15 protein-coding genes are annotated in these 13,375 nt (G+C 60.4%); 7 read left to right on the forward strand and 8 right to left on the reverse strand.

Annotated elements, in window-relative coordinates:
• Positions 1–173: 173 nt before the first annotated feature.
• Positions 174–689, forward strand: coding sequence for a protease adaptor protein RcdA (gene rcdA / locus PH605_RS15245; RefSeq protein ID WP_142845348.1), 516 nt, complete (start codon positions 174–176; stop codon positions 687–689).
• Between the two features lie 157 nt (positions 690–846).
• On the opposite strand, the gene rpmE is transcribed toward rcdA, so the two are convergent.
• On the reverse strand, positions 847–1,068 hold the full coding sequence (gene rpmE, locus PH605_RS15250) for a 50S ribosomal protein L31 (RefSeq protein ID WP_003497640.1): 222 nt from the start codon (positions 1,066–1,068) through the stop codon (positions 847–849).
• Between the two features lie 260 nt (positions 1,069–1,328).
• Between rpmE and PH605_RS15255 the strand changes: the two genes are divergently transcribed.
• Positions 1,329–3,128, forward strand: a complete 1,800-nt coding sequence (locus tag PH605_RS15255) for an ABC transporter transmembrane domain-containing protein (RefSeq protein WP_142845349.1) — start codon at positions 1,329–1,331, stop codon at positions 3,126–3,128.
• Between the two features lies 1 nt (position 3,129).
• On the opposite strand, the gene PH605_RS15260 is transcribed toward PH605_RS15255, so the two are convergent.
• The 6 genes from PH605_RS15260 to PH605_RS15285 all read right to left on the reverse strand — a co-directional run bounded on the left by PH605_RS15260 (position 3,130) and on the right by PH605_RS15285 (position 9,845).
• Positions 3,130–4,776, reverse strand: a complete 1,647-nt coding sequence (locus PH605_RS15260) for an FAD-binding dehydrogenase (protein ID WP_142845350.1) — start codon at positions 4,774–4,776, stop codon at positions 3,130–3,132.
• 89 nt (positions 4,777–4,865) lie between these two features.
• Entirely contained in the window at positions 4,866–5,897 is a 1,032-nt protein-coding gene (locus PH605_RS15265; protein ID WP_003520358.1) for a peptidoglycan -binding protein, read from the reverse strand.
• Positions 5,898–5,899: 2 nt separating this feature from the next.
• Positions 5,900–6,916: a flagellar motor protein MotA gene (locus tag PH605_RS15270; RefSeq protein ID WP_065656504.1), complete on the reverse strand. Its 1,017-nt coding sequence runs from the start codon at positions 6,914–6,916 to the stop codon at positions 5,900–5,902.
• 201 nt (positions 6,917–7,117) lie between these two features.
• Positions 7,118–7,918: an inositol monophosphatase family protein gene (locus PH605_RS15275; RefSeq protein WP_003520360.1), complete on the reverse strand. Its 801-nt coding sequence runs from the start codon at positions 7,916–7,918 to the stop codon at positions 7,118–7,120.
• 164 nt (positions 7,919–8,082) lie between these two features.
• Positions 8,083–9,183, reverse strand: coding sequence for a tetratricopeptide repeat protein (locus tag PH605_RS15280; protein ID WP_035262893.1), 1,101 nt, complete (start codon positions 9,181–9,183; stop codon positions 8,083–8,085).
• Positions 9,184–9,191: 8 nt separating this feature from the next.
• Entirely contained in the window at positions 9,192–9,845 is a 654-nt protein-coding gene (locus PH605_RS15285) for a thiamine phosphate synthase (protein ID WP_065656695.1), read from the reverse strand.
• A 104-nt stretch (positions 9,846–9,949) separates the two neighbouring features.
• On the opposite strand from PH605_RS15285, the gene PH605_RS15290 reads away from it, so the two are divergent.
• Positions 9,950–10,714, forward strand: coding sequence for a sulfite exporter TauE/SafE family protein (locus PH605_RS15290; RefSeq protein WP_065656505.1), 765 nt, complete (start codon positions 9,950–9,952; stop codon positions 10,712–10,714).
• Positions 10,715–10,817: 103 nt separating this feature from the next.
• Here PH605_RS15290 and PH605_RS15295 read toward each other — a convergent pair whose 3' ends face one another.
• Positions 10,818–10,994 carry a YdcH family protein gene (locus PH605_RS15295; protein WP_003506164.1) on the reverse strand — a complete coding sequence of 59 codons (177 nt, stop codon included), beginning with the start codon at positions 10,992–10,994 and terminating at the stop codon, positions 10,818–10,820.
• 234 nt (positions 10,995–11,228) lie between these two features.
• Between PH605_RS15295 and PH605_RS15300 the strand changes: the two genes are divergently transcribed.
• The 4 genes from PH605_RS15300 (at position 11,229) to ykgO (ending at position 13,309) form a co-directional block, all read left to right on the forward strand.
• Entirely contained in the window at positions 11,229–11,432 is a 204-nt protein-coding gene (locus tag PH605_RS15300) for a YdcH family protein (RefSeq protein ID WP_003497661.1), read from the forward strand.
• A 15-nt stretch (positions 11,433–11,447) separates the two neighbouring features.
• Positions 11,448–11,948, forward strand: a complete 501-nt coding sequence (gene purE / locus PH605_RS15305; protein WP_065656506.1) for a 5-(carboxyamino)imidazole ribonucleotide mutase — start codon at positions 11,448–11,450, stop codon at positions 11,946–11,948.
• An 11-nt stretch (positions 11,949–11,959) separates the two neighbouring features.
• On the forward strand, positions 11,960–13,036 hold the full coding sequence (locus tag PH605_RS15310) for a 5-(carboxyamino)imidazole ribonucleotide synthase (protein ID WP_142845351.1): 1,077 nt from the start codon (positions 11,960–11,962) through the stop codon (positions 13,034–13,036).
• A gap of 147 nt (positions 13,037–13,183) precedes the next feature.
• Positions 13,184–13,309, forward strand: a complete 126-nt coding sequence (gene ykgO / locus PH605_RS15315; protein WP_003497670.1) for a type B 50S ribosomal protein L36 — start codon at positions 13,184–13,186, stop codon at positions 13,307–13,309.
• Positions 13,310–13,375: the final 66 nt, after the last annotated feature.

Consider the following 13,375-nt stretch of genomic DNA (forward strand, 5'->3'; position numbering starts at 1 on the left):
CTCTTTTTTTGCCGCTGGCCGGTTTCCGTAAAACTGTGGGTATTAACCCTTCTTTAATAATTGCCTTGCGCATTTCAGGTAAAGATACCATCCTGAAAACACTAAAGGCCGGAACAAAATATCCGCGTCGTCGTTGCCTGACAGTGTGGTGCGTGAGCAGGGATTTAAAGAAAATGTCGGAACAGGTTTTAAATACCATAAGCTTTGCGGGTCGCGCAGCTGCTTCCAGCCAGTTCAAGACCCTCTATACCGAAGGCATGACCTTGGTTGAGGAAACGGCAAGTTATCTCGACGGCGCCGGCCGCGCCGCCTCCAAGGTGCTGCCGCGCATGGCCTCGGTTCTTTATGCGGCGGAATCGATGCGCCTCACCACCCGCCTGATGCAGATGGCCTCCTGGCTGCTTCTGCAGCGCGCCGTCAACAACGGTGAAATGACGCGCGATCAGGTTCTGAGCGAAAAGAACAAGGTGCGACTCGACAGCTTCAACGTCGACCGCAATGCGCCCGGCTGGAACGACCTGCCGGAATCCTTCCGCGACCTCATCGAGCGCTCGCTGCGTCTCCAGAACCGCATCGCCCTGCTCGACCGCGAAATCTATCGCCCGTCCGAAGCCGCCAAGGTGCCGGACAATGAAAACAGCGTGCAGGCGCAGCTCAACCTCCTGCGCACGGCTTTCTCGATCAACTGAGAAAAGACAACCTTATCCGGACAATTTGAAAAGCAGGCTCACCGGCCTGCTTTTTTCTTTTGCGTGCTACGCGGGCGCGAGCGCCATCGCCGAAAAATGGCAACAAAAAAAGCCCGGCAAAACCGGGCTTTTTTTAAACGATCCGTCCGCAAGAGGATCAGAGGCCGAGGCCGCCGAAACGCTTGTTGAACTTGGAAACGCGACCACCGCGGTCCATAAGCTGCTGGTTGCCGCCCGTCCATGCCGGATGGGACTTGGGGTCGATTTCAAGGTTCATGACGGCGCCTTCCGAACCCCAGGTGGAGCGGGTTTCGTATTCGGTGCCATCGGTCATGACCACCTTGATCGTGTGATAATCGGGATGGATATCAGCCTTCATGACAATCTTCCTGGTTAAGTGACGTGCGGTCCATTTGCCGCAATTGCGTCAACTGAGCCATTTCAATAAATGAAGCCATAGACCAGATGGGCTATGGCTTCCCAATTCGATGCGGAGCCTATACATGAAGGTCGCCCAGATAACAAGAGCCTGCTATCCCCTTGTGAAGGGAGATGGCCAAAGGGGCGGGAATTTTGCCGCACGCGGGAAATTCACCCGCAAAAGGCCCAAAACGGCAGGGAATGAGGAGCATAGAGGACGTGGCAGACATTGACGAGCAGAAAGCGGCGAAACAACGAAGCCTGAAGCCGCTTCTTGGCCTGTTTCCCTATCTCCGGCGTTACCGCGGCCTGATGGCGGCTGCCCTTTTCGCTCTCGTGCTTTCTTCCGCCACGACACTCGCCCTGCCGCTTGCCGTTCGCCGCATTATCGATCACGGTTTCCAGACGCCTGATGGCGGCATGATCAACAGCTATTTCGCCATGCTTCTGGCGATTGCCGTTGTCCTCGCGCTCGCCAGCGCCATGCGTTATTATTACGTCATGACCATCGGTGAAAGGGTCGTCGCCGATCTGCGCCGCGATGTCTTTGCCCACCTCACCACCCTGTCGCAGCAGTTTTTCGATAGCAATCGATCCGGCGAGCTGACCTCGCGGCTGACCGCCGATACCGTGCAAATTCGCTCGGCTTTTGGCTCTTCCGCCTCGGTAGCGCTGCGTAACATCATCATGTGCTGCGGCGCGGTGGCGATGATGATCTATACCAGCCCCGGCCTTTCCGGCCTTGCGCTGCTTGCCATTCCGTTCATCGTTTTTCCGCTGATCGCCTTCGGACGCTCGGTTCGCGCCCGCTCCCGCACCACGCAGGACACATTGGCCAATTCCGCCGCCTATGCTTCCGAGACGATTGCGGCGAGCCGCACCGTGCAGTCCTTTAATGCCGAGGTGCTGGCGAATGCCCGTTATGGAGCCTCCGTGGAAGCCGCCTATCAGGGCGCACGCGCCGCAATCGGCGCCCGCTCCATCCTCACCGCCGTCGCCATTGCGCTCGTCTTCGGCAGCGTCGTCGGCATTCTGTGGTATGGCGCGCAAAGCGTGCTGTCGGGCACTATGACGGCCGGTACGCTCGGCCAGTTCGTGCTTTATTCGGTCATCGCGGCAAGCGGTCTCGGTCAGCTCTCGGAAGTATGGGGCGAACTGGCGCAGGCGGGCGGTGCGGCCGAACGGCTCTCCGAACTGCTGAACGAGCACTCGCCCGTCGCGGAACCCATATCGCCCGTCGCCATGCCGCAACCGCCGCGCGGCGAGGCGGAATTCGAGAATGTCGATTTCGTTTATCCACTCGCGACAGAACGGCCGATCGTTTCCAGCCTCTCCTTCAAGGTCAGCGCCGGCGAAACCGTCGCCATCGTCGGGCCTTCCGGTGCCGGCAAGAGCACGGTCTTTTCGCTGCTGATGCGCTTTTACGATCCGCAGCAGGGCCGCATCACCGTCGATGGCACGGATATTCGCGACGTCACCCTTGCCGATCTGCGCGCGCGCCTGTCCATCGTTCCGCAGGATGTGGCGATATTCGCCTCCTCCATCCACGATAATATCGCCTTTGGCCGACCTGACGCGACACGCGAGGAGGTGCGGGCCGCCGCCATCGCCGCACAGGCCGACAGCTTCATCGAACGTCTCACCGAAGGATATGATACGCAGGTGGGCGAGCGCGGCGTGACGCTTTCCGGCGGCCAGCGCCAGCGCATCGCCATTGCCCGCGCCATTCTGCGCAATGCGCCAATCCTGCTGCTCGACGAAGCCACCTCGGCGCTGGATGCGGAAAGCGAAACGCTGGTGCAGAAGGCGCTCGATGAGTTGATGAAAACCCGCACCACCATCGTCATCGCCCATCGCCTCGCCACTGTGCTGAAGGCTGACCGTATTCTGGTGATGGATGAGGGCCGCATCATCGAAGAGGGCACGCATCAGAGCCTCATTCGCCAGAATGGCCTTTATGCGCGGCTTGCCCGGCTGCAATTCCAGACCGGGCCGGACGAATTGCGCGCCCAGGCCTAGATCACGCCAGCACTTTGCGCCCCGCAACGCGGCCGGAAAACAGGCAGCCGCCAAGGAACGTGCCCTCCAGCGCATTATAGCCATGCATGCCGCCGCCGCCGAAACCCGCCACTTCTCCGGCGGCATAAAGGCCCGGAACCGGCGCACCGGCGGCATCCAGCACCCGCCCCTCAAGATCGGTATGGAGGCCACCAAGCGTCTTGCGCGTCAGCACATGCAGCCGCACGGCGATCAGCGGCCCCATTGCCGGATCAAGCAGCCGGTGCGGTTTTGCCGTCCGCATCAGCCGGTCGCCGAGATAACGGCGCGCGCCGTGGATGGCCGTTACCTGCGCATCCTTGCTGAAACCGTTTTCGATTTCGCGGTCGCGCGCCTCTATCTGATGACGGATATGGTCTATATGCAGCCGGTCGTCGCCGCTGATGGCATTCATCGCCGTCACGAGTTCTTCGAGCCTATCCCGGACGGCGAAATCTTCGCCGCGCTCCATGAAGGCACGCACCGGTCCCGGCGGTTCCTTGCCCAGTCTTTTGAGCAGCAGCCTTATATCCTTGCCGGTCAGATCCGGATTCTGTTCCGAGCCTGAAAGCGCAAATTCCTTCTTGATGATCGCCTTGGTCAGAATGAACCAGCTATGGCCGCTGCCGCGTTCACCCAGCATTTTTAGCGTGCCGAGCGTATCGAAACCCGGCATGGCCGGGGCGGCAAGGCGGTTTCCATCCGCATCGCACCAGAAGGACGAGGGGCCAGGCAAGATGCGGATGCCGTGACCCGGCCAGATCGGATCGAGGTTCTTCACGCCCTCGGTATAATGCCACATGCGGTCACGGTTGATGACGGCTCCACCGGCGGTTTCCGTAATGGCGATCATGCGGCCATCCACATGCGCGGGAACACCGCAAACCATGCTGGCAGGAGGCTCGCCCAGCCGTTCCACCGGCCAGTTGCGCCGCACCAGTTCCTGATTGCCGCCGATGCCGCCAGAACTGACGATGACGGCAGCAGCGGAGAAGACAAAATCGCCCTGCTCTTCCCGGCTGCTCTCCTGCCCACGTTGCGCCGAGTCGGCTGCGAGAACGGAGCCTGAAACACCGGTCACCCGGCCGTCGGTGATCTCCAGACGATCAACCCGGTGGCGAAAGCGAAAGGTCAGACGGCCGGTTGCCGCCATGGCCTTCACCTTTTTTACGAAAGGTGCAAGTACGCCCGGACCCGTGCCCCAGGTTACATGGAAACGCGGAACGGAATTGCCATGGCCGTGGGCAAGGCTGCCGCCGCGCTCGGCCCAGCCGACAACGGGAAACCAGCGCATGCCCATGCGGTGCAGCCATTCGCGTTTCTCACCGGCAGCAAAATCGAGATAAGCCTCCGCCCAGCGGCGCGGCCAATAATCCTCCGGACGGTTGAAACCGGCCGAACCGAACCAGTCCTGTCTTGCAAGATCGAGACTGTCTCGCACCCGCATCCGGCGCTGTTCGGGACTATCGATGAAAAACAGACCGCCCAGCGACCAGAAGGCCTGCCCACCAAGGTTCTGTTCGCCCTCCTGATCCACGACGCAGACGCTGAAACCCCGCTCAGCCGCCTCGGTTGCCGAAACCAGCCCTGCAAGCCCCGCGCCGACAACGATCACATCATAGCCTTCCATCAGCCCCTCCCAGATATGACGGAATTACTTTTACGCGAACGTAAATTTACTTTCATCAGAAGGCAACCGCGATGACGCGGTCCGCAATTTCAGCGCTCGGTGAGCTTGAGTTCGATACGGCGGTTCTGCTGCCGTGCTTCCGGCGTATCGCCTTCGGCAATCGGCTGATATTCGCCGAAACCGGCGGCGACCAGCCGGTTTGCCGGAACGCCCTTGGAGATCAGGAATTTCACCACCGAGGTGGCGCGAGCCGAGGAAAGCTCCCAATTGTCCCGGTAACGCCCGGAACCGGAAAGCTGGACATTGTCCGTATGGCCATCCACGCGCAGCACCCAGTTGATCTCCGCCGGAATCTCCTTGGCGAGATCGAGCAGCGCGACAGCCAGCTTCTCCATCTCCGCCTGCCCTTCCGGGTTGAGTTCGTTGCCGCCGGAGGGGAAGAGCACTTCGGACTGGAAGACGAACCGGTCGCCGACGATGCGGATGTTTTCGCGGTCCGACAGGATTTCGCGCAGCCGCCCGAAGAAATCGGAGCGATAACGGTTCAGTTCCTGCACCCGCTGCGCCAGCGCGACATTGAGACGGCGACCGAGATCGGCGATCTTGACCTGAGAAGAGGCATCCTTGGCTTCCGAGGCCTGAAGCGCGGCTTCGACCGAGGCGATCTGCGCTCTCAGCGCTGCAATCTGCTGGTTGAGCAATTCGATCTGTGCGGAGGCACGGGAATTGGCCTGCCGCTGCTCGTCCAGCTCACCGGTCAGGCTACCGATCCGGGCATTGGCATTCGCATTGCTGCCAGATCCCGCATCGAGAAGCGCCTGCAGGCGCGAGCGCTCGTTTTCGGATGCGGCAAGGGTGGATTGCAGGCTCGCGAGTGCGTCCTCAATATCCTGCTTGTTGCCTTTTTCCATGGCCAGAAGTTCGGTCAGTTCGGCAATCTGGCTGTTGAGACGTGTCAGCACCTCGTCCTTGCCGGTGATTTCCCGCGACAGAACGAATTGCGCCAGCACGAAGACCGTGAGCAGAAACATGATGGCCATGAGCAGCGTCGAAAGCGCGTCGACGAAACCCGGCCAATAATCCACACCCCTGTCGCGGCGGCGGTTGCGCGCAAGCGCCATGGCTACTCGCTCCCGTTATCGTGCCGGGTGCGTCCGGAAGATTTCGTGTCGCTGTCGATCCGCGCCGACAGCCGGTCGAGCGTGCGGCGGAGCGATTTCGATTCTTCCTGCTGCGCTTCGATCCAGTCACGCAACATCTGCTGTTCGCTTCGCATGTTCTTGACCAGGCCCTGAATGCCTTCGGCAAGGCTGGTCATGGCCGCAAGCGAGCGCTCGGTGCTGACCACGGCGCCGGGTTCGCCCTTGAACTCCCGCGGCCCTTCCGTGGTATCCGTCACCGAGGAAAGCCAGTTTTCGAGCTGGGTATAAAAACGGTTCTGGGCGCGGCCGGCCTGAAGATCGAGGAAGCCGAGAATCAGCGACCCCGAAAGACCGAGCAGCGACGAGGAAAAGGCCGTTCCCATGCCCGCCAGCGGCGCAGTCAGGCCTGCCTTGAGGGAGCCGAGAATATCGTTGCTGTCGCCGGCGCTTGGATCGAGCGACTGGATGACATTGCTGATGGCGCCAATGGTGCCGATCAGGCCCCAGAAGGTGCCGAGCAGGCCGAGAAACACCAGCAGGCCGACGAGATAACGCGATGTGTCACGCGTCTCGTCAAGGCGCGTCGCGATGGAATCGAGGATCGTCCGCTGCGTAACGGCAGAAAGCCGGACTTCGCCACGCTTGCCGATCAGCGTGCTCATCGGCGCAAGCAGCTTGGGCGCACGGCCGACCTTTTCGACGCTGCCGGCAGCGCGAAAGGCATTGAACCAGCGCACTTCGGAACGCAGGCTCATCGTCTGTGTAAACACCAGAATGATGCCTATGGCCAACACGCCGAGAATGAAGCCGTTGAGCCCCGGATTGGTCATGAAGGCGGTGTGGGCCTGCCGGTAAAGAATGGCCGCCAGAAAGCCCACGAGGACCAGAAACAGAACCATCGTCCAGAGAAACGGTGTCGGGCTGGACAGCTTGTGGCTGTATTGCCGTGTGGTCACCGGTTTCTCGACGCCAAGATCGAGCAGCTCCGAATCCGCCATAACGTTCGCATTCCCTTTGGTCAGCTATCCAGCGGAAGCTATTTGAAAATTGCGACGATTTGAAGCGAAAAGCCGGTCTTTCGTCACAGGCGTTTCACGAAAACAGCCTGGAACCGGATGACGGAAAACAAAAACGCCCGGCGAATATTCGCCGGGCGTCTAAAACTTGCGGAAAACGGCAGGTTTTCCGCCGAAAACCAATCAGCGGCCCGGAATGGGACGGTTGGCGACCTCAACGAGCGCCTTGTGGATATATTCGTTGCCGGCAGCGACGGAGCTGCTGCCGAAGATATCCGTGCCGCCCTTGATGTCGGAGGCGAAACCGCCGGCTTCACGAATCAGCACGAGGCCTGCCGCCATATCCCACGGCGAAAGATCGGCTTCCCAGTAACCATCTAGACGGCCAGCGGCAACGTAGGCGAGATCGAGCGACGCCGCACCCATGCGGCGGATGCCGGCTGCCTCCCCCATGACGTGGCGAAGTTCGACCAGGAACTTGCCGTGATTGCCGCGGCCAAGATGCGGCACGCCGCAACCGATGACGCAATCGGTCAGCGCCTTGCGCGCAGCGACGCGGATGCGGCGATCGTTGAGGAACGCGCCGCCGCCGCGCTCGGCAGTGTAGAGTTCGTCGGTGGCCGGATTGAAGATCACGCCGGCGACGACTTCACCGTTACGCTCGAGCGCAATGGAAACCGCGAAATGCGGAATGCCGTGCAGGAAGTTGGTGGTGCCATCCAGCGGATCGACGATCCAGCGATGTGCGCCGTCCGTGCCCTTTTCCTCGCCGCCTTCTTCACCCAGGAAGTCGTAGGTCGGGCGGGCCTTCATCAGCTCGTCGCGCACGATCTTCTCGGCTTTCAGGTCCGCCTGCGAGACGAAATCGCTCGGTCCCTTGACCGAGACCTGAAGGTTCTGCACTTCACCGAAGTCACGCGACAAAGACTTACCCGCCTTGATGGCGGCCTGAACCATGACATTGAGAAGGGCTGAACGGGCCATCGATGTTGTTTCCTGGAAAGCTTGCGAACCGCCCGGAAGCTCACCGGGCAGGCACGTCATTATTTTCTTGAATTGAAAGTTTGCGGTTCAAGACCACAAAACGCGCGGAAATTCAAGGCAAAAAGCCCAAGGGTCAACGCCAGCGTGGCAAGGCTACCCTTCCATCACGTCGGGCGGAAACGATTTGCGGCCTCAATCGCCTTCTTCTGCTGCTCGTCGGTGATGCCGAGATAAAAGTCCTCGAGCGACGGGTCCTTCAGCCCGGCGCGGCGGGAAAGCACATACCATTTGGCCGCTTCGACCGGATCGGGCCGGGTGCCGAGCGCCTGAATGTAAAGATGCGCCACCTTGTTCTGCGCCACGACATTGCCGCGCTGTGCCGCACCATAGAGCCAGCGGAAGCCCTCATCCAGATTGCGCTCACCGCCGAAACCATTGACCAGCCAGATGCCGAGATCGACCTGCGCGGTATCGTAGCCCGCCTTCGCGGCCCGTGTCAGCCAGTCCCGCGCCTTTGCCTTCTTCTCGGCCGGCACATCCTTGAGCGACCAGTAAATCTGCGACACCGCATATTGCGCATCGGCAATGCCCTGTTCGGCGGATTTCTCATAGAACGGCAAAGCCATCAGCAGACCCTTGGCGCCGGGATTTTCCGAAACCAGTATCTGACCCCAGTTGAACTGGGCAGAGGCGTTGCCGGCTTCCGCCGCACGGCGCATGAAATCGTCGGCCTTCGCCTTGTCGCGGGTGACGAATTTGCCTTCCATCAGGATCAGCGCGAATTTGAACATGGCGACGGGATCGCCACCCTGAGCCGCCTGCTGGTACCAGAAAGCGGCTGTCTTCTCGTCACGGGCGATGCCCAGACCACGCGACATCATTTCCGCCACCAGCGTCTGGGCGGCTGCGTCACCGTTCTGCGCGCGGTTCAGCGCCTTGTCGAGCGCCTGCACATATTCGCCGCGCTGGAAATGCCCGTAAGCTTCGTCCACCCGGCCCTTGAATTCCTTTTCAGGCGGCAGCGCCGGCAATTCCGCGCCCATGCGCTGATAGACATTCACGCCTGCCGACGGCTGCAAGTCCTTCTGCTCTTCGGATTGCACCCGGCCCTGACGGGTCGGCTGAGCCTCATTTTCCAGCTGGCGGGACAGCGCATTGCTTTCGCTCTGCGGCCCGGACTGGGCAAAAGCGACACCCGCCGGCGCGCCGAAAGCGAGCGCCAACAGCGAAACGGAAAGGCAGAGGTGAACCGAGCGCATGATCATCGCCTGTATCAACCGTCAAACCGTGGCGCTTTTTCGTCAAGCAGGGCGTTGATTTCAGAAACGGCCTGGGCGGCGCCGGTGGCATTATCGAAAACGCCGCTGCGCATCGCCACGAACTCCACACCGGTTTCGGCCACGGCAACCACCGAGGACACATCGGTACCACCCATGACGATGGCCGGGATTTCGATCATCGAGGCCCACCACTCGCCGAGCGCCAGGTTTTTGGGGTGCGCTTCCGGCTTGATGTCGCCTTCGAGCTTTCCGAAAAACACGTAATCCGGATTGGCCTCGCCCTGCTCCAGCGCCTTGTGACGGTCATCCGCATTGCCGCCGCCGACGATGAGCTTCGGCGTGAATTTTTCCACTGCCTCGGCAAGCGCCTCGCCATTGCCAACCACATGCAGGCCATCCGCCTTCACGCGACCGGCAACGCGGCTGTCGCCGGCGATGAGCGCTGCCGCACCTGCCTTCTGGACAAGCGGCACGATCAGTTCGGCGCGTTTCTGGAAAGCGGCGTCATCCAGACCATATTGCGGAATGATGACGGAAGCGACATCGCCGCCCCGCAATGCATCTTCCACCTCTGTCGCCTGCTTTTGCGCGTCGTCCGATTGCGGAACGATCAGGACAAGGCGGCAACGATCTTCAACTAGGGTCATCGGTTCGTCCATTTCAGACAGAAGACGCTTACCGCGCAATCTGCACTCGTTTTCATATGACAAATCCGATAAACCGGACCGGCGAAAGGATCAACTGTCCATCCATGCTCACCGATTTTCATTTTTATCTCGTCGCCATCCCCGCAGTCGTGCTCGTCGGCCTTTCCAAGGGCGGGCTGGGCGGTGCTCTGGCCCTTATGGGCGTGCCGCTGATGGCGCTTGCCGTATCGCCCGTGCAGGCGGCGGCCATCTTCCTGCCGATCCTGATCGTCATGGATATCGTGGCGCTTTTTGCCTGGCGGCATTACAACCACCGGGAAACGCTCCTCATCATGCTGCCGGGCGCAATCGCCGGTATCGCGCTCGGCTGGGCGACCTCGAGCCTCATTTCCGCGGACGCCATGCGTCTCGTCGTCGCCTCTGTCACGATCCTGTTCGTGCTGCGTTACTTCCATGAGAGCTTCAAAAGCCGCAAAGGCCAGGAAATCCCGGCCAAGCCGCAAAGACCAGCTGCTGCAACCCTCTGGTCCAGCCTGTCGGGTTATGCGAGTTTCGTGGCTCATGCGGGCGGTCCGCCCTTTCAGATCTATGTTCTGCCGCTGAAGCTCGATCCAAAGACCTATACCGGCATGAGCGTGCGCTTCTTCGCCATCATGAATGCGATCAAGCTCATTCCCTATTTCGCGCTCGGCGCGCTGGACGCCACCAACCTCAAGACATCGGCAAGCCTGCTGCCGGTGGCGATGCTGGCGACGCTTGCTGGCGCCAGGGTGGTGAAATATCTGAAACCGGCCGTGTTTTACCCACTCATGTATGCCATGGCGCTGATTGCGGCGCTTAAACTGCTATGGGACGGACTGCCGTTCTAAATCCGACAATAAAAAAGCTCTGGCAGCAGGTTTTCGCCGCCAGAGCTCGAAAGGCTCAGACCGTCGAACCCTCATTCATCGAGGGCTGACGGGCTGGCAAAAATCAATGCCTTGTCGAGGCCTTGAGCCTCTGCAGTTCATCCTTCAGGCGCAGTTTTCGACGTTTAAGGTCCGCGATCTCTCTATCGTCAGACGACGGGGAAGCAAGAATACTTTCGAGCTCCTCCTCCAGAGCACCGTGTTTCTTTTCGAGCGATGCAATATGAGCCTGAATGGTCATGCGGCACGTCCTTCCTTTTTGAACCTACCTCCAGCTCTCCATCGCTGGAGTTTCAGGTTTACGACGGCAATGTGACACGGATCGCGCCGCTTGTCGAAGGCGAAATGAAGGCAATAAGTGGGCAATTTGGTCGCAAGGGATAACTTCCCGTTACCGCGATTTGATGATAGAGGCTCGTGAACGATCACAGACGCGCCGGAGCCGATCCGGCTGGCATAAAATGGGGATGACGAGATGCCCGATCAGGACCAGGCGGACATCAGGCTCACGCTGGCGCGGCTGCGCCAGGAGCATGAGGATTATGACGCGGCGATCAACGCGATGATCCAGACCAGCTGCGATGCGCTGAGAATACAGCGCATGAAAAAGAAGAAGCTGGCCGTCAAGGACAAGATGACCCAGCTCGAAGACCAGGTCATTCCCGATATCATCGCCTGAGCCCGGAGACATTACGTGACAGCAGAAACGCCCCCCGTCGCCATCATCATGGGCAGCCAGTCCGACTGGGAGACCATGAAGAACGCCGCCGATACGCTGGATGCGCTCGACATCGAATACGAAGCCCGCATCATTTCCGCCCACCGCACCCCGGACCGGCTTTATGACTTCGCCAATAGCGCGAAGGACGAAGGCTTCAAGGTCATCATCGCCGGTGCGGGCGGCGCCGCCCACCTGCCGGGCATGACGGCCTCGATGACGCCGCTTCCGGTCTTCGGCGTTCCGGTGCAGTCCAAGACCATGTCCGGTCAGGACAGCCTCTATTCCATCGTGCAGATGCCCGCCGGAATTCCGGTTGGCACGCTCGCCATCGGCAAGGCAGGCGCGATCAATGCGGCCCTTCTTGCCGCCGCGGTTCTGGCGCTGAGCGACGACGACCTCGCCGACCGGCTGGATGCCTGGCGTGCGCGCCAGTCGGCGGCTGTCGCGGAATATCCAATGGACAGCACCCAGTGACGACAAAAGTGATGGCAAAGACGACCAACCTGACCATCGGCATCATCGGTGGCGGGCAGCTCGGGCGTATGCTGGCGATGGCCGCAGCCCGCCTCAACCACCGTACCATCGTACTCGAACCGCAGGCCGATTGTCCGGCTGCGCAGGCCTGCAACGAGCAGATCGTGGCGGAATATGACGACGAAAACGCGCTTGCGGAACTCGCAAGCCGTTGCGATGTCGTGACCTACGAATTCGAGAACGTGCCTGTTGCGGCCGCCGAAAAGCTCAGCCTCTCCGTTCCCGTCTATCCGCCTCCGAAAGCGCTCAGCGCCTCGCAGGACCGGTTGACGGAAAAGCGCTTCCTCAATGGCTGCGGCATCCCGACTGCTGATTTCCGTGCTGTGGACAACCAGGAAGAGCTGGAGGCCGCATTGGCCGCCTTCGGCGGCAAGGGCGTGCTGAAAACCCGCCGCATGGGTTATGACGGCAAGGGCCAGCGTCTTTTCCGCGGTGGAGAAGACCTCGCAGGCGCTTTTGCGGCGCTCGGCGGCGTGCCGCTGATTCTCGAGAGCTTCATCTCCTTCGAGCGGGAAATTTCGATTATCGCCGCGCGTTTCCTGGATGGAACCGTCACCTGCTACGATCCGGCCGAGAACGTTCATCTGAACGGCATTCTACACACGTCCACCGTTCCGGCCGCACTTTCCGACGCCGCGAGGGAAGTTGCCGTGCAATCGGCGGAAAAGCTTCTGGCTGCGCTGGATTATGTCGGCGTCATCGGCATCGAATTCTTCGTCCTGCCGGATGGTTCGCTGGTCGCCAATGAAATGGCGCCGCGCGTTCACAATACCGGCCACTGGACGGAGGCGGCCTGCGTAATCTCGCAATTCGAACAGCATATCCGGGCCGTATCGGGCCTTACTCCCGGCAGCACGGATCGCCATTCGGATTGCGTCATGACCAACCTCATCGGCGACGACATCGACGATGTACCGGCATGGCTGTCGAAAAAAGACTGTCTCGTGCATCTCTACGGCAAGACGGAAGCACGGCCGGGCCGCAAGATGGGCCATGTGACCGAGCTTTTGCGCACAGGAAAAGCCTAGTCTTTTAAGGCAAAGACACGGGCAAGTGTTGACAGGCAGGGCTCAAACGGGTATCTGCCTGCCAACCGAAAAGAGCGCGCCCCGTTGCGCGCTTTTGATTGTTTGAATAAGCACGGCAGAAACCGTGCAAAACTGCGGACCAGTAAAATGAAGATCAAGAATTCGCTTAAAGCGCTTAAGGCCCGTCATCGCGATAACCGCCTGGTTCGCCGCAAGGGCCGCGTCTACATCATCAACAAGCAGAACCCGCGCTTCAAGGCTCGTCAGGGCTGATTGACTGCGACTGCGGTTCGCGATCAAGCTCGCGGATCACTTTGTTGACAGAGCAGAAGTTTGCAT

Source organism: Agrobacterium sp. CFBP 3001 (genome assembly GCF_027871605.1).
Classification (GTDB): Bacteria; Pseudomonadota; Alphaproteobacteria; order Rhizobiales; family Rhizobiaceae; genus Agrobacterium; species Agrobacterium leguminum.